19 protein-coding genes are annotated in these 25,632 nt (G+C 63.1%); 7 read left to right on the top strand and 12 right to left on the bottom strand.

The genetic code is table 11. The features are described 5' to 3' along the window. The first annotated feature begins 5 nt into the window (after window positions 1–5). A complete protein-coding gene (locus tag BGP85_RS21680; RefSeq protein WP_103449785.1) occupies window positions 6–3,605 on the top strand; it encodes an ATP-binding protein in 3,600 nt (1,199 codons plus the stop codon). A gap of 38 nt (window positions 3,606–3,643) precedes the next feature. Here BGP85_RS21680 and BGP85_RS21675 read toward each other — a convergent pair whose 3' ends face one another. Next, window positions 3,644–3,988 carry a YggL family protein gene (locus BGP85_RS21675; RefSeq protein ID WP_085674884.1) on the bottom strand — a complete coding sequence of 115 codons (345 nt, stop codon included), beginning with the start codon at window positions 3,986–3,988 and terminating at the stop codon, window positions 3,644–3,646. 187 nt (window positions 3,989–4,175) lie between these two features. On the opposite strand from BGP85_RS21675, the gene dacB reads away from it, so the two are divergent. Next, on the top strand, window positions 4,176–5,639 hold the full coding sequence (gene dacB, locus BGP85_RS21670) for a D-alanyl-D-alanine carboxypeptidase/D-alanyl-D-alanine endopeptidase (RefSeq protein WP_103449784.1): 1,464 nt from the start codon (window positions 4,176–4,178) through the stop codon (window positions 5,637–5,639). Window positions 5,640–5,765: 126 nt separating this feature from the next. Here dacB and BGP85_RS21665 read toward each other — a convergent pair whose 3' ends face one another. Together BGP85_RS21665 and rlmKL are read right to left on the bottom strand one after the other, a co-directional pair. After that, entirely contained in the window at window positions 5,766–8,159 is a 2,394-nt protein-coding gene (locus BGP85_RS21665; protein WP_103449783.1) for a sensor domain-containing diguanylate cyclase, read from the bottom strand. 94 nt (window positions 8,160–8,253) lie between these two features. Continuing rightward, window positions 8,254–10,446, bottom strand: coding sequence for a bifunctional 23S rRNA (guanine(2069)-N(7))-methyltransferase RlmK/23S rRNA (guanine(2445)-N(2))-methyltransferase RlmL (gene rlmKL, locus BGP85_RS21660; protein WP_103449782.1), 2,193 nt, complete (start codon window positions 10,444–10,446; stop codon window positions 8,254–8,256). A gap of 563 nt (window positions 10,447–11,009) precedes the next feature. On the opposite strand from rlmKL, the gene rmf reads away from it, so the two are divergent. Continuing rightward, on the top strand, window positions 11,010–11,225 hold the full coding sequence (rmf, locus tag BGP85_RS21655; RefSeq protein ID WP_079227119.1) for a ribosome modulation factor: 216 nt from the start codon (window positions 11,010–11,012) through the stop codon (window positions 11,223–11,225). Window positions 11,226–11,321: 96 nt separating this feature from the next. On the opposite strand, the gene BGP85_RS21650 is transcribed toward rmf, so the two are convergent. Beyond that, a complete protein-coding gene (locus BGP85_RS21650) occupies window positions 11,322–12,347 on the bottom strand; it encodes a quinone-dependent dihydroorotate dehydrogenase (protein WP_103449781.1) in 1,026 nt (341 codons plus the stop codon). Window positions 12,348–12,474: 127 nt separating this feature from the next. Here BGP85_RS21650 and BGP85_RS21645 point away from each other — a divergent pair, with 127 nt between their 5' ends. From BGP85_RS21645 to BGP85_RS21630, 4 genes are all read left to right on the top strand, one after another. Next, complete coding sequence (locus BGP85_RS21645; RefSeq protein WP_103449780.1) at window positions 12,475–13,677, top strand: CmpA/NrtA family ABC transporter substrate-binding protein; 1,203 nt, start codon at window positions 12,475–12,477, stop codon at window positions 13,675–13,677. 11 nt (window positions 13,678–13,688) lie between these two features. Then, on the top strand, window positions 13,689–14,264 hold the full coding sequence (locus BGP85_RS21640) for an ANTAR domain-containing response regulator (RefSeq protein WP_103449906.1): 576 nt from the start codon (window positions 13,689–13,691) through the stop codon (window positions 14,262–14,264). A gap of 172 nt (window positions 14,265–14,436) precedes the next feature. Continuing rightward, window positions 14,437–15,648: a nitrate/nitrite transporter gene (locus BGP85_RS21635; RefSeq protein ID WP_103449779.1), complete on the top strand. Its 1,212-nt coding sequence runs from the start codon at window positions 14,437–14,439 to the stop codon at window positions 15,646–15,648. Window positions 15,649–15,657: 9 nt separating this feature from the next. Then, window positions 15,658–17,325 (top strand): bifunctional protein-serine/threonine kinase/phosphatase, encoded by a 1,668-nt coding sequence (locus tag BGP85_RS21630; RefSeq protein ID WP_103449778.1) that lies wholly within the window; start codon window positions 15,658–15,660, stop codon window positions 17,323–17,325. A gap of 77 nt (window positions 17,326–17,402) precedes the next feature. Here the strand turns inward: BGP85_RS21630 and BGP85_RS21625 are convergent, their stop codons facing one another. The 8 genes from BGP85_RS21625 to ppsA form a co-directional block, all read right to left on the bottom strand. Beyond that, entirely contained in the window at window positions 17,403–18,440 is a 1,038-nt protein-coding gene (locus BGP85_RS21625) for an OmpA family protein (protein WP_103449777.1), read from the bottom strand. A 111-nt stretch (window positions 18,441–18,551) separates the two neighbouring features. Beyond that, window positions 18,552–19,118 carry an RNA polymerase sigma factor SigX gene (gene sigX, locus BGP85_RS21620; protein ID WP_003248665.1) on the bottom strand — a complete coding sequence of 189 codons (567 nt, stop codon included), beginning with the start codon at window positions 19,116–19,118 and terminating at the stop codon, window positions 18,552–18,554. Between the two features lie 113 nt (window positions 19,119–19,231). After that, window positions 19,232–20,056 (bottom strand): mechanosensitive ion channel family protein, encoded by an 825-nt coding sequence (locus tag BGP85_RS21615; RefSeq protein WP_103449776.1) that lies wholly within the window; start codon window positions 20,054–20,056, stop codon window positions 19,232–19,234. Between the two features lie 2 nt (window positions 20,057–20,058). Further along, a complete protein-coding gene (locus BGP85_RS21610) occupies window positions 20,059–20,322 on the bottom strand; it encodes a CrfX protein (protein ID WP_103449775.1) in 264 nt (87 codons plus the stop codon). Between the two features lie 93 nt (window positions 20,323–20,415). Beyond that, window positions 20,416–21,411 carry a zinc transporter ZntB gene (locus tag BGP85_RS21605; RefSeq protein ID WP_103449774.1) on the bottom strand — a complete coding sequence of 332 codons (996 nt, stop codon included), beginning with the start codon at window positions 21,409–21,411 and terminating at the stop codon, window positions 20,416–20,418. A 27-nt stretch (window positions 21,412–21,438) separates the two neighbouring features. Beyond that, window positions 21,439–21,930: a ribonuclease E activity regulator RraA gene (rraA, locus tag BGP85_RS21600; protein WP_085674904.1), complete on the bottom strand. Its 492-nt coding sequence runs from the start codon at window positions 21,928–21,930 to the stop codon at window positions 21,439–21,441. 198 nt (window positions 21,931–22,128) lie between these two features. Then, the gene (locus BGP85_RS21595; RefSeq protein ID WP_258035905.1) at window positions 22,129–23,121 is read right to left on the bottom strand and encodes an alpha/beta fold hydrolase; all 993 of its coding nucleotides are present in this window, start codon (window positions 23,119–23,121) and stop codon (window positions 22,129–22,131) included. A 102-nt stretch (window positions 23,122–23,223) separates the two neighbouring features. Beyond that, window positions 23,224–25,599 (bottom strand): phosphoenolpyruvate synthase, encoded by a 2,376-nt coding sequence (gene ppsA, locus BGP85_RS21590; RefSeq protein WP_103449772.1) that lies wholly within the window; start codon window positions 25,597–25,599, stop codon window positions 23,224–23,226. Window positions 25,600–25,632: the final 33 nt, after the last annotated feature.

Raw genomic sequence — 25,632 nt, 5'->3', positions numbered from 1 at the left:
CGTCAATGGTGCAATTGATCGCCTGCCTCGGGCTTGTCCTGACGCTGGCCTGCAATCTGGTACAGGCCTCATCACATGAAGTCGTGCCCTTTACGCTGCTCGCCCGCTCTTCAACCATGCCACTGAGCCCGCAACTGACGGAGCAACAACAGCATTGGCTGCAGGGCCGGCAAGCCCTGATCCTGGGCACCTCGGCGCCCGACTATCCACCCTTTGACATCACCAGTGGCGGGCAGATCTACCAAGGTCTCACCGCCGAATATGCCAGCCTGATCAGCAAAGCACTGAACCTGCCGATCCAGGTCATGCGCTATCCCCACAGGCAGGCGGCGCTACAGGCGCTCAAACGTGGAGAGATCGACCTGCTCGGCAGCGCCAATGGTTATGAAGCGGCAACCGAAGGACTGACGCTTTCACACCCTTATGCGGTTGACCAACCCGTGCTGGTCACCCGGGAAGATGAACCGCGTGCCCTTAGTGGCGGCCTGAATGGCATGCGCCTGGGCATGCTCTACCACTACTTGCCCCAGGAGGTAGTTCATGCCGCCTACCCCAAGGCCGAAGTCCTGGTTTTCGGCTCCTCCACCCAGGCCCTCAATGCCGTGGCTTTTGGCCAGGCCGACGTGTTCTTCGGCGATACCATTTCGACGCACTATCAGCTCAATCGTGGCCACCTGCCACGCCTGCGCATCGCCAGCTTCGGTCAACACGAGAACTTCGGTTTCAGTTTTGCCATGCGCGCCGAGGATGAGCAGCTCAAGGAATTGGTCAATGCAACCCTCGACCGCCAGTCCGGCGCCGTGCGCACCAGTATTCTCAAGCGCTGGAGTGCTGGCAGTGAGCTGCTGCTAAGTGATCGCCAGCTTCAGTTGACCCCCGAGGAAGAGCATTGGCTGCTCAGCCATCCGGTCATGCAGGTCGCCATCGATGAAACGGCGTCACCGCTGTCCTATTTCGATGGCAATGGCCATTTTCGCGGGATAACGGCCGACCTGCTTGACCTGATACGCCTGCGTACCGGCCTGCGCTTTGAGGTACAGCGGGCCAATGGCATCGCCGATATGCTCGCCCGGCTGGAGAGCGGGCGTGTGAGCATGATCGCCGCCCTTGCCAGCGACGGCTCCACCGACAAGCGCCTGCACCTGAGCCGGCCATACCTCGAAAGCCCACATGTACTGGTCACCCGCGCCCAGGATGAGCAGTACGGTTCACTGGAGAAACTGAACGGGCGCCGGGTTGCCATTTCCCGTTACAGCAACCTGGACGACTTGCTGACAACCCGTTTCCCACAGATTGGCTGGATCGATACCGAGAGCCCCTTTTATTCCGTGGCACTGCTCAACAGTGGCGCTGTCGACGCCGTGATCACCCCATTGATTGATGCCAACCACGCCTTGGCCAGCAATACCAACCTGATCATTCGCAGCACGGTGGGCAGCGAGCCGGCCATCTTTTCCATGGCCACCCGCGATCAGGACATGCCACTGGCCTCGATCCTCGACAAGGCCCTGCTGAGTATTTCACCGGAAGAGCTTGGGGTCATAAACAACCGTTGGCGTGGCTACGACCTGCATGAAGACGCCAGCTGGTCAACCTTGCGACGCCTGATCCTGAAAGTGCTTCTGGGCACTGGCGTGTTACTGCTGCTGGCATTGATCTGGAACGCCCGCCTGCGGGGGCAGATCAAACAGCGCCAGCGCGCCGAACGTGCATTGAACGATCAGCTGGAGTTCATGGGGGCGCTGCTCAACGGTACGCCACACCCCATGTACGTCCGCGACCGGGAAGGCCGCCTGCAAAGCTGCAACGCCAGCTACCTCGAAGCCGTCCAGTCCGGCCTTGAAGAGGTGATTGGCAGGCGTCTGGATGAGAGCCTGTTCGCGGGCGCCGAGAACATCCGCCAGATCCAGGCAGACTATCAACAGGTGATGGCTGCCGGCGTGCCGCTGATCATCGACCGCCCTCTGCGCTTGCGGGATCGTGAAATTACCATCTATCACTGGATCCTGCCCTATCGTGATTCGCTGGGTGAAGTGCAAGGGATCATCGGCGGCTGGATCGACATCAGCGAGCGCCGCAAGCTGGTTCAGGAGCTGCGCGAAGCCAAACGCCTGGCCGACGACGCCAATCGCGCCAAGAGCACCTTCCTTGCCACCATCAGCCACGAAATCCGCACACCGATGAACGCGGTCATCGGCATGCTCGAACTGGCATTGAGGCGCGCCCTGCAGGGGCAGGCGGATCCCGCCTCGCTGGAAGTCGCCCATCACTCGGCCAGGGACCTGCTGGGCCTGATCGGCGATATCCTGGATATCGTGCGTATCGAGTCAGGCCACCTGTCCCTCAGCCCGGAAGCAGTCGATCCCGCGGTATTGGTCGAGTCGGTTGGCCGCGTATTCGATGGTCAGGCCCGGCAGAAAGGCCTGGCCCTTGACATCAGTATCAGCCCCAGCGCTCGCTGCCATGGGTTGCTCGACCCACTGCGCTTCAAGCAGGTGTTGTCCAACCTTGTCAGCAATGCCATCAAGTTCACCGAGCAAGGGCAAGTACACGTCACGCTCCACTTGCGCGAAGAAGGCCCTGGCTCCCCCCCAACCCTGGAGCTCGAAGTACGTGACAGCGGCATCGGCATTCATGACGATGACCTGCAGCGGCTGTTCAACCCGTTCGTCCAGGCCAACCCGCACAGCCCGGGTGCGCGTGCAGGCACTGGGCTGGGCCTGGCTATATGCCGCAGCCTGTGCGAGATGATGGGTGGCAACCTGAGCATCAAGAGCCTTCCGGGGTTGGGCACACAGGTTCGCCTGCTGATGCCGCTGGAGCGCGTCGACGCCCCGGCGTGCCCCGCTTTTGAAGTCGAAGAGGTCGAAGCTCCCGCCCCCGGCCTTAAAGTGCTGGTCATCGATGATCACCCTGCCAACCTGCTATTGATGGCGCAGCAACTGAGCTATCTGGGGCTCAGCCATGCCAGCGCCAGCAATGGCCGCGAAGGCCTGGACAAATGGCGGAACGTACCATTCGACGTACTGGTACTCGATTGCAACATGCCACACATGAACGGTTACCAGCTAGCCACCACCGTGCGCAGCGAGGAACGCCAGAGCGGGCGCCCGCGTTGCGTCATCCTCGGCTACACGGCGAACGCGCAACCCGAAGTCAGGCAAAAGTGCCTCAGCGCCGGCATGGACGATTGCCTGCTCAAGCCCATCAGCTTGCGTACACTCAGCCAACGCCTGGCCAAGATTGCGCCCCATCGACGGCAAGCCATTGCGCCACTGTTCAACCTGGCAGGCCTGGCTGGCATCGTCGGCAACAACGCCAGCAGTCGTGCTCGTTTTCTCACCGCCGTGCACACAAGCCTGCAGGAAGATCTGGCAATGCTCATGGACCTTGATCCGCACCATCAGGCCGCCGAGATTCGCGAGCAGGCGCACAAGATCCTCAGCGCGGCACGGCTGCTGGAAGCCAAGGGCATGATGAAGGCCTGCAAGGCCCTGGAGGAAGAACGTTCGTCTGCAGCCTGCATCAAACTGCAGCGCCAGGTACTGGCTCGGCATATGCGCCGAGTGGAGAAAGCGCTGGCCAGGGAACTGACCAGCGCTTGACTGAGCGACGCCCGCGCGGGGCGCCGCTCAAGCACAGATCAGGAAGCCGGGTTGATCGGCTTTTCCGGATACCAGGCGTCCAGCAGTGGGCTGACTTCGATGTTGGTCAGTTCGCTGCGGCCTTTGAGCCAGGCTTCGACAGTGGCGCGCTGCTCTTCGCTGACCGAACCACGGTTGGCCAGGCAAACCAGACCGAAGTCATCGCCGCCGACGTAGTCCAGGCCGTTGGCATCCATGGCTTCTGCCAGGAAAGCGTCGAGGAAGGCATCAATGGCTTCGTCAGACAGGTCTTCCTTGAAACCCAGGTTCAGTTCGAAACCCAGCTCCTGGAATTCATCAACGCACAGCTTCTTGCGCAGACGACGGGAACGGTTGGTAGCCATGAAACAATCCTCTTGAGTAATTACGCGCGGCACTTTACCAGTTTCCACGCTACAAAGGCGCTTTTCCGTCGAACGTGGCGCATGAACGCTGCGCTTGGGGCATAATGCGCTCTATATTTCATCCTGGGGTGACCATCTCTTACAGCCCCATTGTCTTTTTCCCTCGTCCGCAGGGTATTTAATCCATATGATCAAAAAGCTCCGCCCCCTCGTTCTCGCCGGCCTGCTGCTGCCGCTTGCATTGCCCAGCCAGGCCGCTGCCGTCAACACCTCCCTGCCGCCGAAAGTCCAGCAGGCGCTCAAGGCCAACAAACTGCAGGACAGTGCACTGTCGCTGGTCATGCTGCCGCTGAACGGCCCAGGCTCGGCCACCGTGTTCAACGCCGACGTATCGGTCAACCCGGCATCGACCATGAAGCTGGTGACCACCTACGCGGCCCTTGAACTGCTCGGCCCGACCTTCCAGTGGAAAACCGAGTTCTACACCGATGGCACCCTGAGCAACGGTGTGCTCAATGGCAACCTGTACCTCAAGGGCGGTGGCGACCCCAAGCTGAACATGGAAAAGCTCTGGCTATTGATGCGCGACCTGCGCGCCAATGGCGTACGCACCGTTACCGGTGACCTGGTGCTGGACCGCAGCCACTTCGTGCAACCCAACCTGCCGCAGTTCGACGATGACGGTGGCGACGTCAACAAGCCGTTCCTGGTCAAGCCCGACTCGCTGATGATCAACCTCAAGGCCCTGCGCTTCGTAACCCGCAACGACGGCGGCAAGGTCACCGTCGCGGTCGAGCCACCGATCGCCAGCATCCGCATCGACAACCAGGTCAAGGCCGTAGCTTCCAAGCAGTGCAGCGGCGACGTGCGCTACAACCCGGTGCCCCAGGCCGATGGCATCAGCGTGACCGTCACCGGCCAGTTGGGCGATGGCTGCAACTCGCAGACCTACCTGTCGCTGCTTGACCACCCGACCTACGCTGCCGGCGCGGTGAGGGCCATCTGGAACGAACTGGGCGGCAGCATCCAGGGCCGAGACCGCATCGAGAACGTGCCGAAGAGCGCACGCCTGCTGGCCCGAGCTTTCTCGCCCGATCTGGTGGAAGTGATCCGCGACATCAACAAGTACAGCAACAACACCATGGCCCAGCAGCTGTTCCTGAGCCTGGGTGCGCAGTTCCGCACCGACGCCGATGGCGACGACGCCCGTGCCGCACAGCGCGTGGTGCGCCAGTGGCTGGCGAAGAAGGGCATCACCGCGCCGCACCTGGTGATGGAGAACGGCTCCGGGCTGTCACGTGCCGAGCGGGTCAGCACCCGCGAGATGGCGGCGCTGCTGCAGGCGGCGTGGAACAGCCCTTACTCGGCCGAGTTCATCAGCTCGATGCCGCTGGTGGGCATGGACGGCACCATGCGCAAACGCCTCAAGCGCACCGCCATGACCGGTGAAGGGCACATCAAGACCGGTACCTTGAACACCGTGCGGGCGATTGCCGGCTTCAGCCGCGACAGCAACGGCAACACCTGGGCAGTGGCGGCGATCCTCAACGATCCGAAGCCATGGGGCGCCTCGCAGGTGCTCGATCAGGTGCTGCTGGACCTGTATCGCCAGCCGAAGCTGAACAACAGCGCGACGGCAGCCGCGCAATGATGCTTCGATAACCTGTTCCGGCCTCTTCGCGGGGCAAGCCCGCTCCTACAGATACTGCCCAAATCTTAAAAAATGGCGCAAATCCTGTAGGAGCGGGCTTGTCCCGCGAAGAGGCCGGGGCAGCCATCAGGCCAGTTCTGACTCTACCCGGTCCCGGCCTGCCTGCTTGGCCGCATACACCCCGGCATCCGCCCGCAACAACAAAGCATCGGCCCCCTCCCCCTGCCGCCATCCGGCCACGCCAAAGCTCGCCGTCACCTTGCCCACCCCTTCGACCGGCACACTGCGCACGCCGTGCCACAGCTCCGTCGCCAGCATCCGCGCCTGCTCGGCATTGCTGCCCGGGCACAGCACCATGAACTCCTCCCCACCCAACCGGCAGAACACATCGGTGCGACGCAAGCGCTGACCGATCCGTTGGCACAGACTGCGCAGCACGTGGTCCCCCACGGCATGGCCGTACTGATCGTTGATCCGTTTGAAATGATCGATGTCGAGCATGATCACGGCCAGGTCCAGCTCATCACGCTGAGCGCGGTCCAGTTCGACCTTGAGCCGCTCCTGGAAATAGCGGCGGTTGTGAATGCCGGTCAGCGCGTCGGTCACCGACAGTGTCCGCAACTCCTCCTCGACCCCCTTGAGGTCGGAGATGTCGGTGAGGTAGCCATGCCACAGTGTGCAACCGTCCTCGCCAGGCTCCGGCGTCGCTTCGCCGCGCACCCAACGCAAGCCGGCACGCGGCAGGCATACCCGGTACTCTTCGCGCCACGGTGAAAGGTGTTCTGCGGAGTAACGCACCGAACGGCGCACGCGCTCCAGGTCATCGGGGTGAATGCGTTCGAATACCGCCGTGGCATGCTCGCGCAGCAACTGCAGGTCGACCTCGTAGATGTCGAACAGCCCCTGGCTGGCATAGGGGAAGCACGAGTGACCATCGGCATCCAGCTGGTACTGGTAAATCCCGCCAGGCACTTCCGCGCTGAGCTTCTCCAGCAAGCGATCACGCAGGGCCAACGCCTCGTGTACCCTGCGCCGCTCGGTGACATCGATGCAGATCGCCAGGTAGCCGACCCACAACCCCTGCTCGTCGAGCACGGCGGTGACCAGCATGTTGGCCAGCAAATGGCTACCATCCTTGCGCACCAAGGTCCACTCGCCCGGTTCGCCACCACTGTCCTGGATGGTTTCGGCGAACATCGCCTGGCCACCGGCGATATGCCGCCCATAACGCAGGCTCAAGGCATGGGCGCGATGGCTGAGCTCTTCAGGCATCACCAGGTCTTCCAGCTGCAGGTGCCCGACGGCTTCACTGGCCGAATAGCCCAGCATGCGTTCAGCACCGGCGTTAAAGGTGCTGACCTCGCCCTTGAGACTGGTCGCGATGATGGCCACCTGGGTTGCGGCATCCAGTACGCTGCGCAACTGGTTGTGGGTATCGCGTAACGATTGTTCGCTGACCCGCAGCTCCGCCGTGCGCTGCTCGACCAGGGTCAAGGCCCGCTGGCGCTGGCTGAACAGGCTGTAGAGCAACGCGCTCAGCAACAGGCTCAGCAAACCGCCGAGCAGCGCCACGGACAGGACGGCGGCAGACTGGTTGGCCTGCATGAATGCCTGGCTCGGGCGAATGTCGAGCTGGAAATGGTGGTCGGCCAGGTGCAGCAACTGCGTGCTGACCAAGGCCAGTGCCGCCACCGGGTTCTGCGAATCGAACAGCACTTCATGGCCATCTCGCCCGCTAGGGTCGATGATACGGACCACCAGGTTGTCATTCGCAGCGACCGGCAGGCCTTCGGTGACCAACTGGCGCATGTTCAGCAAGGCCATGACATAACCCGCCGGCGGGTCATCAGGCCGTGCATCGGAGAACACCGGAGCTACCATCAGTAGCCCACGAGTAAAGTCGGGGGCGACGCTGAGCATGTCCAGCGGTTCGGAAACCGCCATGCTGCCGGGCTGCAGTGCCCGCGCCAAGGTCTGCTCGCGGGCCGGCTGGCTGCGCAGGTCGAGGCCGTAGGGTTGCCCCTGCAGATGGTCGGCCTGGGTGTAGAGCACCGGGTAGTAATGGTCGCGCCGTGGCGATGGGCGCCAATTACCTGCGCCATCCACCTCGCGGATCAGGTAATTTTGCCCCAACCAGATGCTCGCCTGACGCTCGAACTCGCGCCGTTGCCCGGCCTCGACCCGTGGTGCCCAGGAATAAGCCTGGGTCCGCTGCAGCAGAGGCCGGGCGTAGCCATCAAACTCGTTCGGGGTGATTTCATTGGAGTAGGTGAAGAATCGCCGCAAGCCATCCAGGCGTTGTTCCTGGTCATCGAAACGCTCGGCAATGCGGCTATGGCGCTCGCTGGCCAGCAGCTCGAAGCGCTGGCGCAACTGCTGTTTGTAGAATGCCTGGGCGGCCAGCGCCAGGCCAACCGACAGCAGGACGCCGGCGACCAACGCCACCAGCGCCACCGCCCAGGCAGCCATCGCCTCGCTGCACAGGCCCAGCACCTTCGCACGCACGCCCCACTTCGACATAGATCGATCTCATCACGTCAGCGTCCTGCGAATTCTCTGGCCCTGTGCTGAGTTATAGCTATTGGCCATTAGGCACGCAATGCGCCTCGTCGAATTAACGCAATTGCAGGCGCCAGGCGCGGTGAATGCGGTTGTTGCGGGCGAAGTCCGGGTCCAGGGTCTGGGCGCTGATTTCCTCCACCGCATAGCGCGTGCTCACATGCTCGTCGAGCTGGAACTTGCGGAAGTTGTTGGAGAAATACAGCACGCCACCCGGTGCCAGGCGAGCCATGGCCAGGTCGAGCAGTTGCACATGGTCGCGCTGGACGTCGAACACCCCTTCCATGCGTTTGGAGTTGGAGAAGGTCGGCGGGTCGATGAAGATCAGGTCGTAGCTGTCGCGGTTGGCTTCCAGCCAGGCCATCACATCACTCTGCTCCAGGCGGTTACGCTCGGAGAAACCGTTCAGCGACAGGTTGCGCCGCGCCCAGTCCAGGTAGGTTTTCGACAGGTCGACGCTGGTGGTGCTGCGTGCACCGCCCTTGGCCGCATGCACGGTGGCCGTGGCGGTGTAGCAGAACAGGTTGAGGAAGCGCTTGCCGCTGGCCTCGCGCTGGATGCGCATGCGCATCGGGCGGTGGTCGAGAAACAAACCGGTGTCGAGGTAGTCGGTCAGGTTGACCAGCAGCTTGACGCCACCCTCGTTCACTTCCTGGAAGCGACCTTCGGTAGCCTGGCGCTCGTACTGACGAGTGCCGCTCTGGCGCTCGCGACGCTTGAGCACCACACGCTGTGGGTCGATGTTCAGTGCCTGTGGGATCGCCGCCAAGGCATCGAGCAGACGTGCCTGGGCCTTGTCCGGGTCGATCGAACGGGGGGCTGCGTATTCCTGCACGTGCACCCAGTCCTGGTAGAGGTCGACTGCCAGGGCATACTCAGGCATGTCGGCATCGTACAGGCGGTAGCAGTCGATCTGCTCACGACGGGCCCACTTGCCGAGCTGCTTGAGGTTCTTCTGCAGGCGGTTGGCAAACATCTGTGCGCCTTCCGACAGGCGTGCCGGCTCGCTGGCAACCGCCACTGGGCGGCGGACCTGGCCATTGTCGGCCTGGGCCTCGCGGCGCTCGCCGGTGACGAACTGGTCAGGCTGGACCTTGAACAGCAGCAGCTTGCACGGCAATGCGCCGTTCCAGAAGGCATATTGCTTGCGGCTGCGGATGCCCATGCGCTTGCCCAGCTCCGGTGCGCCGGTGAACACCGCCGCTTCCCAGCCCATGCAGGCCTGGCGCAGGCGCTCGCCAAAGTTCTGATAGAGGTACAACAGGCTGGCCTCGTCACCCAGGCGCTCACCGTACGGCGGGTTGCTGATGACCAGGCCTTTCTGGTTCTGGTCCGGGCGTGGCTCGAAGGTGCTGACTTCGCCCTGGTAGATCTTCACCCAGTCGCCCAGGCCTGCACGCTCTACGTTGTTGCGCCCCGGCTGGATCAGCCGCGGGTCGGCTTCATAACCGCGAATCCACAGTGGCGGCTTGGCCAGGCCGGCTTGTGCGCGGGCCAGGCCCTCTTCATGGACCTTGCGCCAAGTGGCCGGCACATGGCCGAGCCAGGCACTGAAGCCCCAGCGTTCACGCTTGAGGTTGGGCGCGATATCGGCAGCGATCATCGCCGCCTCCACCAGGAAGGTACCAACACCGCACATCGGGTCCGCCAGGGCGCCGCCTTCGGCGGCAATGCGCGGCCAGCCAGCGCGGATCAGCACCGCAGCCGCGAGGTTTTCCTTCAGCGGCGCGGCACCTTGCTGCAGGCGGTAACCGCGCTGGTGCAGGCTGTGGCCGGACAGGTCGAGCGAGAGGATCGCCTCGCCACGATCCAGGCGCAGGTGCACGCGCACATCCGGGTCGACCTTTTCCACCGACGGGCGCAGGCCCTCACGGTTGCGCAGCTTGTCGACGATCGCGTCCTTGACCTTGAGCGCACCGAAATGGGTGTTGTCGATGCCCGAGCCATGGCCACTGAATTCCACCGCCAGGGTACCGTCGGCAGCCAGGTGGTCGGCCCAGTCGACAGCATGCACGCCATCGTAGAGGTCGTCGGCGTTCTTCATCGAGAAGCGCTTGAGCACCAGCAACACGCGGTTGGCCAGGCGCGACCAGAGGCACAGGCGGTAGGCGGTTTCCATGTCGGCGGCGCCGCGAATGGCCGAAGTGTGCTCACGCACATCATCGAGGCCGAGGCCTCGGGCCTCTTCGGCAAGCAGGCCTTCCAGGCCTTTGGGGCAGGTAAGATAGAGTTCGAAACGGTCCGACATGAGTATTCCAGCGCCTTGGGCTATATAAGTGACGAGGCGACGCATCGCCTTGCCGATGTTTGCCCGAACGCCCTTCCAGCAAGCGTCCGAGTGGCCTTCCCCGCTGCATCAGCGCAGCCGAGGGGCCGGGCCGCCTGATGGATCCGCTGCTCGCCAGGTGGCAAAAACAGCTTAGATCATCAGGCAGTACCAATAATTTCCGTCGACTTCGGGGCCGGTGTGACCCTTCGTCGCATTACCAAATATTTCTGTCATCCCGCAGCAACGCTGGCGAAATGACGTCAAGGTTAGGCAAACCCTGATCACAGCGGGCTCAACGCCAAACAAGGTTGAGTCGCATTTATTTACTTATCCCCTCACCCTTGGAAACGTTACGTGCTTATGACAAATCGATCATTCACACGGTGACCTGCATTCGATAGAACTGGTCTCAGGCCGCTTCGCAACGAGGTGGCACTTTCAGCTCGCCACGCCGGCAGCGAGCGCAAAACCGGCAGAAAGACTCTGCCCGGCCTCGGAGAGGCCGACGGGACATTACAGTCAACAAGTGAGGGCAACACCCTATGAGAAGACTTAAGCGTGATCCGTTGGAAAGAGCATATTCACGTGGCTACCAATATGGGGTCACCGGCAAATCCCGCGAACTTTGCCCCTTTACTCTTCCTTCAGTTCGCCAAGCCTGGATCAACGGCTGGCGCGAAGGTCGCGGCGATAACTGGGACGGAATGACTGGCACCGCTGGCATCCATAGACTCAACGAAAATCACGCCGTTGGCTGAACGAGGACACTGAATTCGAGTCACCATGCGCGCCCTATCCGGGCGGCGGGCTTCGGCCCAGGGGCCCCTTGACGGGGCCCTTTTTTATGCCCGCCCTCAGCCCTTGGGCATTGCCGCGATCGCATCCACCGCTTCGCGAATCAGTGCCGGCCCCTTGTAGATGAAGCCCGAGTAGATCTGCACCAGGCTCGCCCCAGCGGCGATCTTCTCTGCCGCATGACGGCCTTCGGTAATGCCACCGGCGGCGATGATCGGCAGCTTGCCACCCAGCTCGCCCGCCAGCACCTTGACGATGTGGGTGCTCTTCTGCAGTACTGGCGCACCCGACAGGCCACCGGCCTCGCCACCATGCTCCAGCCCTTCGACACCTTCGCGACCCAGGGTGGTGTTGGTGGCAATCACTGCATCCATTCCCGACTCCATCAGCGCCGAAGCCACCAGTGCGGTTTCTTCGTCGCTCATGTCCGGTGCGATCTTGATCGCCAGCGGCACGCGCTTGCCCTGCTCGGCGGCCAGGTGCTCACGGCGTTCGGCCAGGGCATCGAGCAGCTGCTTGAGCGAGTCGCCGAACTGTAGGCTGCGCAGGCCCGGGGTGTTCGGCGAGCTGACGTTGACGGTGATATAGCTGGCTTCGCGATAGACCTTGTTCAGGCAGATCAGGTAATCGTCGACCGCACGCTCGACCGGGGTATCGAAGTTCTTGCCGATGTTGATGCCCAACACGTCGTCGTAGCGCGAAGCACGCACGCGCTCGAGCAGGTGATCGACACCCAGGTTGTTGAAGCCCATGCGGTTGATGATCGCCGTTGCCTGCGGCAGGCGGAACAAGCGTGGCTTGGGGTTGCCCGGCTGTGGACGCGGGGTCACGGTGCCGATCTCGACAAAGCCGAAGCCCAGCTGAGCAAAGCCGTCGATGGCCGCACCGTTCTTGTCCAGGCCCGCAGCCAGCCCCACCGGGTTGGCGAAGTTCAAGCCCATCACGGTCACCGGCAACGCGGCCGGCTGCTTGCACAGCACGCCGTTGAGCCCAAGCCGGCCACCAGCGCCGATCAGGTCCAGGGACAGGTCATGGGAGGTTTCCGGGGAAAGCTTGAACAGCAGCTGGCGGGCCAGGGTATACATGGGCGGGCAAGGCTCGGGGTGAGTGAGGCAGCGATTATAGCCAGCGCGCGCCCGGCATGACAGGGGCTTGGCACATGGGTTGCTACTTCCCTTGCCTACAGCCTGTTCAGTTTGGCCGAGGACCTTCGTGAATACAGCACCTCTAGCCTGGGTAAACGGCAGCGACGCACCGGAAAAACCCAGCCTCAACATCGGCTACATGGCCCTGACCGATTGCGCCTCGGTGGTGGTCGCCGCCACCCAGAGCTTCGCCCAGCAACACGGCCTGACCCTCAACCTCAAGCGCCAGGGCTCTTGGGCCGGCCTGCGCGACAAGCTGGCCAGCGGCGAGCTGGACGCTGCCCATTGCCTCTACGGCCTGGTCTACGCCGTGCACCTTGGCATCGGTGGTGTACCGGCCAGCGACCTGGCGGTGCTCATGGGGCTGAACCAGAATGCCCAGGCCATCAACCTGTCGCCGGCCCTGCAACGCAGGGGCGTGACCAGCCCTGAGGCACTGGCGCAACAGGTGCACCAGCACGGCGCACGGCTGACCTTCGCCCAGACCTTCCCCACCGGCACCCATGCCATGTGGCTGTATTACTGGCTGGCCAGCCAGGGCATCCACCCGTTGCACGACGTCAGCAGCGTGGTGGTGCCACCGGCACAGATGGCGGCGCATATCCAGGCCGGGCGCATCGACGGTTTCTGCGTCGGTGAGCCCTGGGCCGCTGCTGCCGTCAGCCAGGGCCAAGGCTTCACCCTGGCCACCAGCCAGTCGATCTGGCCCGACCACCCGGAGAAGGTACTGGCCTGCACCCGCACCTTCGTCGAGCACAACCCCAATAGCGCACGTGCACTGGTCAAGGCGGTGCTTGCTGCCAGCCGGTTCATCGAACAGAGCCCGGAGAACTTGCGCAGCACCGCGCAACTGCTCAGTGGTAGCGCCTACCTCGACACACCGGTCGAAAACGTCGAGCCGCGCCTGCTGGGTGACTATCAGGACGGCCTGGGCAACGCCTGGCACGACCGGCACGCCCTGCGCCTGCACGACCAGGGCCGCGCCAACCTGCCTTACCTGTCGGACGGCATGTGGTTCATGACCCAGTTCCGCCGCTGGGGCCTGCTGCGTGACGACCCCGACTACCTCGGTGTTGCTCGCCAGGTGCAGCAACTTGCACTGTACCGCGAGGCCGCCGAAGCACTCGGCGTGCCCTGCCCCGAGTCAGCCATGCGCAGCAGCCTGCTGATCGACGGTACGCGCTGGGACGGCACGGATCCGTATGCCTATGCACGCAGCTTCCGCCTGCACGCCCTGGGCCATGCGCCCGATGCCCGAGTCGGTCTGTGAGGGCCATCACCATGCTGCGCATCCTGCTGATCGACGATACCCAGAAGAAGGTTGGCCGCCTCAAGGCCGCACTGCGCGATGCCGGATTCGAAGTGATCGAGGCGCCAGACCTGACCATTGACCTGCCGGCCTGCGTCGAAACGGTGCGCCCGGACGTGGTGCTGATCGATACCGACTCACCCGACCGTGACGTCATGGAGCAGGTGGTGCTGGTCAGTCGCGACCAGCCACGGCCCATCGTGCTGTTCACCGACGAGCATGACCCTGCGGTGATGCGCCAGGCGATCCAGGCCGGGGTCAGCGCCTACATCGTCGAAGGCATCCATGCGGCGCGGTTGCAGCCCATTCTCGATGTCGCCATGGCGCGCTTCGAGAGCGACCAGGCGCTCAAGGCCCAGCTGTTGGCCCGCGACCAGCAGCTGGCCGAGCGCAAGCGCATCGAGCAGGCCAAAGGGTTGCTGATGAAAATGAAAGACTGCAACGAGGAACAGGCCTACACCCTGATGCGTCGACAGGCCATGAGCCGGCAGCAGAAGCTGATCCAGGTGGCCGAGCAGATCATCGCCATGCACGAAATGCTGGGCTGAGGCCACCTCGCCAGACCCGAGTTGGCCCAGCTCTTGCTGAAGATATTTCACCGGTAGCCAACGGCGGTTGCCTCATAAAACTCCCGACAAAGACGTCGCTCGCCCCTCCACGCCAGTGGACCGGGTAGCGGCGTCTTTTTCGTTTCCGTTGCATTGCCGAGTGAGGTGTTCGATGAGTACCAGCTTCTGGAAATCCGGGCATGTGCCCACGCTGTTCGCCGCGTTCCTGTATTTCGACCTGAGCTTCATGGTCTGGTACCTGCTTGGCCCGCTGGCGGTGCAGATCTCCACTGACCTGCAACTGAGCGCCCAGCAGCGCGGCCTGATGGTGGCTACGCCGATCCTTGCCGGCGCAGTACTGCGCTTCGTCATGGGTGTGATGGTCGATCGCCTGTCGCCGAAGACCGCTGGCCTGATCGGCCAGGTGATCGTCATCATCGCCCTGGCCGGCGCCTGGTATCTGGGCGTGCAAAGCTATGAGCAAGCCCTGCTGCTGGGTGTATTCCTCGGTGTTGCCGGTGCTTCGTTCGCCGTGTCGTTGCCGCTCGCCTCGCAGTGGTATCCGCCGCAGCATCAGGGCAAGGCCATGGGCATCGCGGGTGCGGGCAACTCGGGAACCGTGTTTGCCGCCCTGCTGGCCCCGGTGCTGGCCGCCGGGTTTGGCTGGAACAATGTATTCGGCTTTGCCGTGCTCCCGCTGCTGCTGACCCTGGCGCTGTTCGCCCTGCTTGCCCGCAATGCCCCGCAAAGACCCAAGCCCAAGGCGGCAGCCGACTACCTCAAAGCCTTGGGTGACCGTGACAGCTGGTGGTTCATGTTCTTCTACAGCGTCACCTTCGGTGGCTTCATCGGCCTGGCCAGCGCCTTGCCCGGCTACTTCAGCGACCAGTACGCCCTGAGCCCGGTCACCGCTGGCTACTACACCGCCGCCTGCGTGTTCGCCGGCAGCCTGATGCGCCCGCTGGGTGGCGCCCTGGCCGACCGCTTCGGTGGCATCCGCACGCTGCTCGGCATGTACAGCGTGGCCGCGATCTGCATCGCGGCCGTCGGCTTCAACCTGCCAAGCGCCGCAGCTGCCTTGGCGCTGTTCGTCAGTGCCATGCTCGGCCTCGGCGCCGGTAATGGCGCGGTGTTCCAGCTGGTACCACAACGCTTCCGCCAGGAGATCGGCGTAATGACCGGGCTGATCGGCATGGCCGGTGGCATCGGTGGTTTCCTGCTGGCGGCAGGGCTCGGCGCCATCAAGCAGCACACCGGCGACTATCAACTGGGCCTGTGGCTGTTCGCCAGCCTCGGCCTGTTCGCCTGGTTCGGCCTGCACGGGGTCAAGCAACGCTGGCGCACCACCTGGGGCTCGGCTGCGGTTACCGCTGCGCGGGTCTGAGGCACGAAGATGAGCCTGCAGCTCAGCTTCGCCCAGGCCAGCGCCACTGGGCCACGCACGGAGAACCAGGACGCCCTGCGCCTGGTCACGCCAGCACCGGAGCTGGCCGCCAGCAAAGGCTACCTGTTCGCCCTCGCCGACGGTGTCAGCCAGTGCGCCGACGGTGGCCTGGCAGCCCGCGCCAGCCTGCAGGCGCTGGCCATGGACTATTACGCCACGCCCGCCACCTGGGGCGTGGCCCAGGCCCTGGACCGCCTGCTGCTGGCACAGAACCGCTGGTTGCGCGCCCAGGGCAGCCAGCCGCTGCTGACCACACTGAGCGCATTGGTGCTACGCGGGCGCCGCTTCACCCTGGCACACGTGGGCGATTGCCGTGCCTATCGCTGGCACGCCGGTCGCCTGCAGTGCCTGAGCGAAGACCATGTCTGGGACCAGCCCGGCATGCAGCACGTGCTCAAGCGTGCACTGGGCCTGGACCAGCACCTGCTGGTCGACTACCTGGACGGCGAGCTGCAGGCTGGCGAGTGCTACCTGCTGCTCAGCGACGGCGTCTGGGCCAGCCTCGGCGACCAGCACATCCAGGCCGTGCTGCGCGAGCAGCCCGACCTGCAGTCGGCCGCTGACACCCTGGTTGCCAGCGCCCATCACAATGGCAGCCAGGACAACGCCAGCGCCTTGCTGGTGCGGGTCGAGCAGCTGGGCGCGGCCAACCTCGGCGACACCCTGGTGCAACTGCAGCAATGGCCATTGCCTGGCCCCCTGCGTGAGGGCCAGGCGCTCGATGGCTGGCAGGTCGAGACGCGCCTGACACACAGTCGCCAGTCGCTGCTCTACCGAGTACGCGATACCCAGGGCCAACCCTGGCTGCTGAAAACCCTGCCCGGCGAGCGCGAACAGGAACCCGGCGCCGCCCAGGGTCTGCTGCTGGAAGAATGGTTCCTGCGGCGGGTCGCTGGCCGTCACTTCCCCGAGCTGCATGCTGCGAGCCAGCGCCAGTACCTGTACTACGTGATGCGCGAACACAGCGGCAAGACCCTCGCCACCCACCTCGACGAACACGGCCCACTGGCACTGGCACAGTGGCTGGAGATCGCCCGCCAGCTGCTGCAGGCCGTTGGTGTGCTGCACCGGCGCAACCTGCTGCACCGCGACATCAAACCGGAAAACCTGCACCTGGGGGATGATGGCCAGGTGCGCCTGCTGGACTTTGGCCTGGCCTACTGCCCAGGCCTCTCGCAGGAGCCGACGCACGAATTGCCCGGCACGCCCTCGTACCTCGCACCGGAAGCCTTCGAGGGCCAGCCACCGTGCCCGCGTCAGGACTTGTATGCCGCCGGGGTCACGCTCTATCGGTTGTTGACCGGGCATTATCCATACGGAGAAATCGAGGCCTTCCAGCGCCCGCGCTTTGGTCAGGCCGTAAACCCCTCCCGTTATCGCCCCGACCTGCCCGAATGGCTCCAGCACAACGTGCTGCAAGCTGTTGCCGTGGAACCGGCGCAACGTTTCGAAACCGCCGAGCAATGGTTGCTGTTGCTCGAACGCGGTGACCGCCAGGATCTGCCCAGCCGCCCCCGCCCACTGCTGGAGCGTGAGCCGTTGAAAGTCTGGCGCAGCCTGGCCCTGCTGGCCCTGCTGCTCAACCTGATACTGTTGTTCGCCCTGCTCAAGGGCTGAACGCACCCTTGAACCACAAACTGCAGGCAAAGAAAAACCCGGCCTAGGCCGGGTTTTTCATTGAAGCTTCAAACCAATTACTTGGCCTGGGCTTCTACCTGAGCTTCAACGCGACGGTTGATAGCGCGGCCTTCTTCGGTGGCGTTGTCGGCAACCGGACGGGTTTCGCCGTAGCCAACCGACTGAACGCGGCTGGACTCAACACCGTACTGCTGGGTCAGAACCTGCTTCACAGCATTGGCACGACGCTCGGACAGCTTCTGGTTGTAAGCGTCTGGACCGACGGAGTCAGTGTGACCTTCAACCACGGTGGTGGTCTGTGGGTACTGCTTCATGAAGTCAGCCAGGTTCTTGATGTCGCCGTAGCTGTTTGGCTTGACGACCGACTTGTCGAAGTCGAACTTGACGTCCAGCTCAACACGAACGACTTCGGCAACAGCCGGGCAGCCATCAGCGTCAACGGTAACGTTGGCTGGGGTGTCTGGGCACTTGTCGACGTTGTCGCAAACGCCGTCGTTGTCGGAGTCGGAGCAGACTTCGGCAACTGGAGCCGGAGCAGCAGCAACCTTGCCACCGCTACCACCGAAGTTCAGACCCACACCAACGGTTGGGCCCCACTCGGTGTTGCCGTCGTCGATGTTGTACATGGCTTCAACGCCAGCACGGGCGAAGAACATGTCGGTGATGTACCACTTGGCGCCAGCGCCAACGTTGGCGAAGGTGGAGTGGTCGCGGCCGCTACGAGTGGCCTGGCCCAGGCTCTCGTGAGCGAAACCAGCGGAAACGTACGGACGCAGAGCGTCGCCGACGGTACCGAAGTGGTAGGTAGCGTCCAGCTTGGCCTTGGAACCTTTGATGTCTTTGTTGAAGACTTCGCCACGAGCGTTGTGAGTCTCGTTGTAGCCCAGGTCCAGGGATACGTCGTCAGTCAGGAAGTAGCCCAGACGAACGCCAGGATTGGTGCCGTCGTTCTTGAAGTTACGTTCGCTGTCGTAGTACTGCTTGGTAACGTTACCTTCGATTTCGACTGCGCCCTGGCCTTGAGCCATAACGCCGAACGAAGTAGCTGCGACGAGCGAGCCAATGGCCAAGCCCAAGGTGTTTTTCAATTTCATCCGTTAAATCCCCATCTGGTGATAGTTAAGCAGTCCCACCAACATCCGGGGGGACAACTCGACGGCAAGTCTAGCAGAACTCGCCGATCCGTTAGAGATATTTACAAGGGGCTAAGTTTCATCCAGCCCTGCAAATTTCTCACGAAGCTTGTCTAGCGCGCGCTTGTAGCGCATTTTCGTTGCGCTCAAGCCCATGTGCATGATATCGGCGATCTCCTGAAATTCCAGTTCCGCGACAAAACGCAGCACCAGAATTTCCCGATCGATCGGGTTCACATGCACCAGCCACTTGTCCAGCCCGCCTTTTTCTTCCGGTTTCGGAGCCTTGTCTTCGGACGCCTCTTCGACAGGGTCCAGGCTCAAGGCATCCATCAGCCGGCGTTTACGACGCTCCTTGCGGTACTGGGTAATGCATTCGTTGTAGGTAATGCTGTAGAGCCAGGTCTTGAACTTGGACTTGCCCTCGAAGTTCTTCAGACCGTAGAGCACCTTCAGCATCACTTCCTGACAGACATCGTCAGCGTCGCGGTCGTTCCCCAGGTAACGCGCACAGACGTTGAACAGGGTCCGCTGGTAGCGCCGCATGAGTTCCTCATAGGCGCGGGTTACGTGATACAGCTCCTCATGCGAACGCGCCACCAACTCCTCGTCGGTGAGTTCGCGGGGGTCGTAACGCATGGGCGGCGAATGAACTTTATTCAAAACGGATCTGGCCGACAGTCAGGTCAATGTCGCCGCTCAGCCCCGTTGGGCTGATTTCGCGGCGGCATACATTAACAGCTTTTGTGCGGTTAGCGGCTATTGACTCGCTGCTCCAGGAGCACGCGATTGGACAGCGACACCAGTTCGCCATCATCGGTCAACAGCGTCGTCTTGACCGTGCCGATCTCTTCGATCATTCCTTCAACCTCTCCAATCCGCACCTGCTGGCCGACCTGGTAAAGTTCGCGAACATAGATGCCGGCCAGAATCTGCCCGGCGATTTCGCGGCTGCCAAGGCCCATGGCAAGCGCAACGGCCAGACCAACGGTTATCAGGCCAATGACGATCACATGGTTGAGCAGGTCGGTTTTGACCTCGAGCTGGCTGATGGCCACCGAGATGCTGATGATGATCACCAGGCCTTGGGTGATGCGCCCCAGGCCTGCGGAGTATTCCAGGCCAATCCCTTCCGCCGCGCCGCGCACCAGGCCGTTGGCCACCTGCGCCAGCAGTACGCCGACCAGCAGTACCAGGGCTGCGCCGAACACCTTGGGCAGGTACAGGGCGAGCATGTCGAGGGTGGCCGAAACCCGCTCCAGGCCCAGCGATTCAGCGGCAGAGACGAGGAAGATCAGCAATACGAACCAGTAGACGATCTTGCCAATCAAGGTCGAGATAGGCACCTGGATGCCACCCCGGGCAAGCATCTTGGTCGCCCCGGTGCCGGCCATCAGGCGGTCCAGGCCGAACTTGGCCAGGAGTTTGGAAAGCAGTGTGTCGAGCAGCTTGGCCACCACGAAACCGAGCAGCACCACGACCAGCGCGCCGAACAGGTTGGGGATGAAGTTCGCTACCTTGGTCCATAGGGCGGTCATCGCAGTGACCAGGCTCTGGGTCCAGAGATCGAGTTCCATATTCAATCGGCCTTATCTGCTTTGCTGCCATTGGCAGCGTTGCGGGTAGAGTGTCGGCGCACCGGCGCAACGTGCGCCGAGCCATTGTTCACGGCGATCAGCAGCGCCTGGCTCCAGCGGCCAAGCAGGCTGAACAGATCACCGGCGCCGACCTGACGGTTGGCGGTTTTCAGCACGCGCCCCAGGCACGCGGCATCGTCTCGCTCCTCACCGGAGGGCGACGCCTTGAGCAGGTCACGCAGGGATTCTTCAAACGGATCGTGCATAGGCACCTCGCGCAGTGTCACTCAGAGACGAGGTGGCCGGGCGATGGGTCACACATCGCAGTGGAACGAATGTTTCAAGATCACTCGGCATCTTCAGACCCAGCGCAACCGCCGGAACAACCACCACTGCCCCACCGCCAGGCCAAGCACGACGATGCAGGCCAGCAGGAAGCCATAAGGGTTGCTCGACCCCGGAATGCCGCCAACGTTGATGCCGAGCAGCCCCGTGATGAAGCTCATGGGCAGGAAGATGCAGGTGATGATGCCGAAGCGGTACATGGTCCGGTTCATCCGCTCGCTGCGCCGACGGTCTTCGCTTTCCAGCACCAGCGCTGCCCGCTCGCGGGTCAGTTCGAGCTCTTCGAGGTAGCGGATCAGGCTGTTGTTCAGCTCATTCCAGTAATCCGCGTCGGCATCACAGAACCAGCTCCATTTGCTGCGCGACAGCTGGGCATAGATCTCCCGCTGTGGCGCCAGGAATCGGCGCAGCCCTGCGGCGCGGCGGCGAATCTGCTGTAGGCTGCCATGCTCCGGCGTATACCGTTCGTCGGATTCGACCTTTTCCTCTTCGTCGTCGACCAGCTCCGAGAGGTCGCTGACCAGGCTCTGGACCTTCTCGGTCAGCAGTTCGCCCATCAACAGCAGCAGTTCGGACGCCGATTTCGGCCCCCGGCCCTCTTCAAGCTGCTGAAGGATCTCATCGCTGGCACGCAACGGCCGCAAACGCAGCGAAATGACCCGCTGCGCCTGGGCATGGATGCGTACCGAAACCATGTCCTCGGGCTCGGCGCCCGGGTTGAGGTTGACCCCGCGCAGGAACAGCAGCATCTGCTCTGCGGCCTGCGGCAACAGCCGTGGCCGGGTATTCTCCTCCAGCAGCAGGTCGCAGGCGAACTCGCTCAGGCCACTGTCCTGCAGCAACCAGGTGCGGGTTTGCGGATGACTGCGATCCCAGTGCAGCCACAGGCTTTCGTGTGGCTGCAATTGCAGGTCGTCCAGCTCGGTCCGGGCGATCGAACGCGCGCCGCCTTTACCATCGAGCACCAGGGCATGCACCAGCCCCCACTGCGCGTTGTCTTCCTCGAACATCAAAGCTCCATCAGCGCGTACGGCGCATCACTCCGGCATTTTCAGCGGGCTTGGCGAGATGATCACGCCGTTGTTGTCGGCATACAGGTACTCGCCTGGGCGGAAGGTAACGCCGGCAAAGGTCACAGCCACGTTGAGGTCACCGATACCACGCTTGTCGGTTTTCATTGGGTGGCTGGCCAGCGCCTGCACTCCGACATCAGTCTGAATCAGTACGTCGACGTCTCGCACGCAGCCGTAGATCACCAGACCTTCCCAGCCGTTCTTGGCGGCCTTTTCGGCGAGCATGTCACCGAGCAGGGCACGGCGCAGCGAGCCGCCCCCGTCGACCACCAGGACCTTGCCCTTGCCATCGAGCTCGACCTGATCCTTGACCAGCGAGTTATCTTCGAAGCACTTGATGGTGACGATCTGGCCACCGAAGGAATCGCGGCCACCGAAGTTGCTGAACATCGGTTCCAGCACCTGTACCAGGTCCGGGTAGGCGTCGCACAGGTCGGGCGTTACGTAATGCTGCATGGGAAGCTCCTGTCAGTCACAACGAAAGCGGGTATCGGCCAAGGCTACACCGTAGCAGCTGTCGCAGTCATCCGGGACTGAGCGGTCAAGTTTTGCCTGTACCGGCCTGATCGCGGGGCAAGCCCGCTCCTACAGGATTACCACAGCCTTGTAGGCGCGGGCTTGCCCCGCGAAGAGGCCGGTAAAGGGGAAGCAGATTCAGCCGACAGGCACAGGCTCACGCACCACCGTCGACTCATGCACCGGCAACAGCGGATCGCGCAACCAGCGCTCCACCAACGGCCAGACCTGCGTCTGCGCCGCCTTGCTCACCAGCATGTCGACATGCCCAAAGGCCTCGAAACCCTCTTCACGGCCCAGGCGCAGGAACTGCTTGCGCTCGCCACCCAACTGATCGAAGAGCTTGCGGCAAGCCCACACCGGGTCCTGGAAGTCCCCCGCGCCGGCCACCGCCAGCAACGGCACATCCACGTCGGCCAGCCCCGCCCACCAGTCGTTCTGCTTGTCGCCAAAGCGCCCGAACAGGCCATGCCAGCGCATGCTCTCAAGGGCCAGGCCGATCGGCTCGTCTTCCGGCCCACGCTTGAACCGCGCCCCGGAAATCTGCCCCCAACGCTTGAGCAGCATTTTCGCCCCCCAAGTCAGCGGCGGCACTTTGAGCGGCCAGTAGACACGGCTGATCTGAGTACCGAAAAGCGCCACGCTGGCCACCTGCCCGGCCTTGAGAAAACCGCCACCCAGGGCCGCCACCAAGGTGGTTCCACCCAGGGAGTGGCCGACCCAGTGCGGCGCCTGGCCAGACTGCTCATGGACGAATGCAGCAATCAGCGGCAGGTCGTCGCGGGCGTAGTCGGCCACGCTGTTGTGCGTCCAGTTGCGGTTACGCGGGGACAGGCCGTGGCCGCGCATCTCCGGGATCCAAACATCGAACCCGGCCCGCGCCAGATAGGCCCCCAGGCCGATGCCCTTGGGCGAATACCAGAAGCGCCGGTTGGAGAAACTGCCATGCAGCAGAATCACCGGCACGCCCTGAGCCCGGCCAAGATCAGCCAGGCCCAGACGGGTAATGGCCAGCTCGACGGTAGGGTCAGGGCCGTTGCCGGCCTTGATCCGGTACACGTCTTCGCTGAGGTCGCCGCGGCGCTCGGCACTGAGCAAGGCCACGGGAAAAAGGTTGCTGCTGCTTTGCATAAGGTTGCTTGGTGCACAAAAAAGGGCGTGATCCATCACTGGAACTCGCCCTGGAAAAAACCAGGCGGGGGCGCGCCAGACGCGCCCCCGCAATTTACCGCATCAGGCCGCGCCCTGCCCTTCGGCCAGGAAGAACCAGGTCTCCAGGACCGAGTCCGGGTTCAGCGACACGCTTTCGATGCCCTGCTCCATCAGCCACTTGGCCAGGTCCGGGTGGTCCGATGGGCCTTGGCCGCAGATACCGATGTACTTGCCGGCCTTGTTGCACGCCTGGATGGCGTTGGCCAGCAGCTTCTTCACGGCCGGGTTACGCTCGTCGAACAGGTGGGCGATGATGCCCGAGTCGCGGTCCAGGCCCAGGGTCAGCTGGGTCAGGTCGTTGGAACCGATCGAGAAGCCGTCGAAGTACTCGAGGAACTCTTCGGCGAGGATCGCGTTGGACGGCAGCTCGCACATCATGATCACGCGCAGGCCATTGTCGCCGCGGGCCAGGCCGTTTTCCGCGAGCAGGTCGACGACCTGGCTGGCTTCGCCCAGGGTGCGCACGAACGGCACCATGATCTCGACGTTGGTCAGGCCCATCTCGTTGCGCACGCGCTTCAGCGCACGGCACTCGAGCTCGAAGCAGTCACGGAACGACTCGCTGATGTAGCGCGAGGCACCGCGGAAGCCCAGCATCGGGTTTTCTTCTTCCGGCTCGTACAGTTTGCCGCCGATCAGGTTGGCGTACTCGTTGGACTTGAAGTCCGACAGACGCACGATGACCTTTTTCGGGTAGAAGGCCGCCGCCAGGGTGCTGATGCCCTCGACCAGCTTCTCGACATAGAAACCGACCGGGTCGTTGTAGCCGGCGATACGCTTGTCGACGCTTTCTTTCAGGTCGGCTGGCAGGCCGGCGTAGTTCAGCAGCGCCTTGGGGTGCACGCCGATCATGCGGTTGATGATGAATTCCAGACGCGCCAGGCCCACACCTGCGTTAGGCAGCTGGGCGAAGTCGAAGGCGCGGTCCGGGTTGCCGACGTTCATCATGATCTTGAACGGCAGTTCCGGCATGGCGTCCACCGAGTTCTGCTTGACGTCGAAGCCCAGCTCACCTTCGAAGATGAAGCCGGTATCGCCTTCGGCGCAGGATACGGTGACGCCCTGGCCGTCTTTCAGCACCTGGGTGGCGTTGCCGCAGCCGACCACGGCCGGGATGCCCAGCTCACGGGCGATGATCGCCGCGTGGCAGGTACGCCCGCCACGGTTGGTGACGATGGCGCTGGCGCGCTTCATCACCGGTTCCCAGTCCGGGTCGGTCATGTCGGAGACCAGTACGTCGCCCGGCTGCACCTTGTCCATCTCGGACACGTCATTGATCACGCGGACCTTGCCGGCGCCGATGCGCTGGCCAATGGCGCGGCCTTCGACCAGCACGGTGCCCTTCTCTTTCAGCAGGTAACGTTCCATGACGTTGGCGCTGGCGCGGCTCTTCACGGTCTCAGGGCGGGCCTGGACGATGTACAGCTTGCCGTCGTCACCGTCCTTGGCCCATTCGATGTCCATCGGGCGCTGGTAGTGCTGCTCGATGATCATCGCCTGCTTGGCCAGCTCGTTGACTTCGTCGTCGCTCAGGCAGAAGCGGGCGCGATCGGCACGGTCAACCTCCACGGTCTTGACCGAACGGCCGGCCTTGGCTTCGTCGCCATAGACCATCTTGATCGCCTTGCTGCCCAGGTTACGGCGCAGGATAGCCGGGCGGCCAGCTTCCAGGGTTTGTTTGTGCACGTAGAATTCGTCAGGGTTGACCGCACCCTGCACCACGGTTTCACCCAGGCCGTAGGCGCCGGTGATGAACACCACGTCACGGAAGCCCGACTCGGTGTCGAGTGTGAACATCACGCCAGCGGTGCCGGTTTCCGAGCGGACCATGCGCTGCACGCCAGCGGACAGGGCCACCAGCTTGTGGTCGAAGCCCTGGTGCACGCGGTAGGCGATGGCGCGGTCGTTGAACAGCGAGGCGAACACTTCCTTGGCCGCGCGGATCACGTTGTCGACGCCACGGATGTTGAGGAAGGTTTCCTGCTGGCCGGCGAACGAGGCATCCGGCAGGTCTTCGGCAGTGGCCGAGGAACGCACGGCCACGGCCATGTTGTCGTTGCCCTTGGACATTTCGGCGAAGGCGGTGCGGATTTCCGCATCCAGGCGGGCCGGGAACTCGGCCTCCATTACCCACTGACGGATCTGTGCGCCGGTCTTGGCCAGGGCGTTGACGTCATCCACGTCGAGGGCGTCGAGGGCCGCATGAATCTGGTTGTTCAGGCCACTCTGTTCGAGAAAGTCACGGTACGCCTGAGCCGTAGTGGCAAAGCCGCCCGGCACCGACACACCGGCACCAGCGAGGTTACTGATCATCTCGCCCAGGGATGCGTTCTTGCCCCCCACATGCTCCACATCGTGGACGCCGAGCTTATCGAGGGAAACTACGTACTCTACCAAGGTGATCTCTCCACTAACTGTATTGGAAAAACT

The sequence above is a fragment of the Pseudomonas putida genome, from assembly GCF_002906855.1.
Taxonomy (GTDB): domain Bacteria; phylum Pseudomonadota; class Gammaproteobacteria; order Pseudomonadales; family Pseudomonadaceae; genus Aquipseudomonas; species Aquipseudomonas putida_N.
The sequence above is the reverse complement of the archived record's forward strand: the minus strand, read 5'-3'. Positions and strand labels throughout refer to the sequence as shown.

What these genes read in the sequence shown, in the direction of transcription:
- BGP85_RS21595 (WP_258035905.1), bottom strand. Translation starts at nt 23,121, where the DNA reads ATGCAAAGCAGCAGCAACCTTTTTCCCGTGGCCTTGCTCAGTGCCGAG.
- rmf (WP_079227119.1), top strand. Translation starts at nt 11,010, where the DNA reads ATGAGAAGACTTAAGCGTGATCCGTTGGAAAGAGCATATTCACGTGGC.
- BGP85_RS21615 (WP_103449776.1), bottom strand. Translation starts at nt 20,056, where the DNA reads ATGGAACTCGATCTCTGGACCCAGAGCCTGGTCACTGCGATGACCGCC.
- BGP85_RS21650 (WP_103449781.1), bottom strand. Translation starts at nt 12,347, where the DNA reads ATGTATACCCTGGCCCGCCAGCTGCTGTTCAAGCTTTCCCCGGAAACC.
- BGP85_RS21680 (WP_103449785.1), top strand. Translation starts at nt 6, where the DNA reads ATGGTGCAATTGATCGCCTGCCTCGGGCTTGTCCTGACGCTGGCCTGC.
- BGP85_RS21635 (WP_103449779.1), top strand. Translation starts at nt 14,437, where the DNA reads ATGAGTACCAGCTTCTGGAAATCCGGGCATGTGCCCACGCTGTTCGCC.
- rraA (WP_085674904.1), bottom strand. Translation starts at nt 21,930, where the DNA reads ATGCAGCATTACGTAACGCCCGACCTGTGCGACGCCTACCCGGACCTG.
- BGP85_RS21610 (WP_103449775.1), bottom strand. Translation starts at nt 20,322, where the DNA reads ATGCACGATCCGTTTGAAGAATCCCTGCGTGACCTGCTCAAGGCGTCG.
- BGP85_RS21665 (WP_103449783.1), bottom strand. Translation starts at nt 8,159, where the DNA reads ATGTCGAAGTGGGGCGTGCGTGCGAAGGTGCTGGGCCTGTGCAGCGAG.
- BGP85_RS21605 (WP_103449774.1), bottom strand. Translation starts at nt 21,411, where the DNA reads ATGTTCGAGGAAGACAACGCGCAGTGGGGGCTGGTGCATGCCCTGGTG.
- BGP85_RS21640 (WP_103449906.1), top strand. Translation starts at nt 13,689, where the DNA reads ATGCTGCGCATCCTGCTGATCGACGATACCCAGAAGAAGGTTGGCCGC.
- dacB (WP_103449784.1), top strand. Translation starts at nt 4,176, where the DNA reads ATGATCAAAAAGCTCCGCCCCCTCGTTCTCGCCGGCCTGCTGCTGCCG.
- BGP85_RS21675 (WP_085674884.1), bottom strand. Translation starts at nt 3,988, where the DNA reads ATGGCTACCAACCGTTCCCGTCGTCTGCGCAAGAAGCTGTGCGTTGAT.
- sigX (WP_003248665.1), bottom strand. Translation starts at nt 19,118, where the DNA reads ATGCGTTACGACCCCCGCGAACTCACCGACGAGGAGTTGGTGGCGCGT.
- rlmKL (WP_103449782.1), bottom strand. Translation starts at nt 10,446, where the DNA reads ATGTCGGACCGTTTCGAACTCTATCTTACCTGCCCCAAAGGCCTGGAA.
- BGP85_RS21625 (WP_103449777.1), bottom strand. Translation starts at nt 18,440, where the DNA reads ATGAAATTGAAAAACACCTTGGGCTTGGCCATTGGCTCGCTCGTCGCA.
- BGP85_RS21630 (WP_103449778.1), top strand. Translation starts at nt 15,658, where the DNA reads ATGAGCCTGCAGCTCAGCTTCGCCCAGGCCAGCGCCACTGGGCCACGC.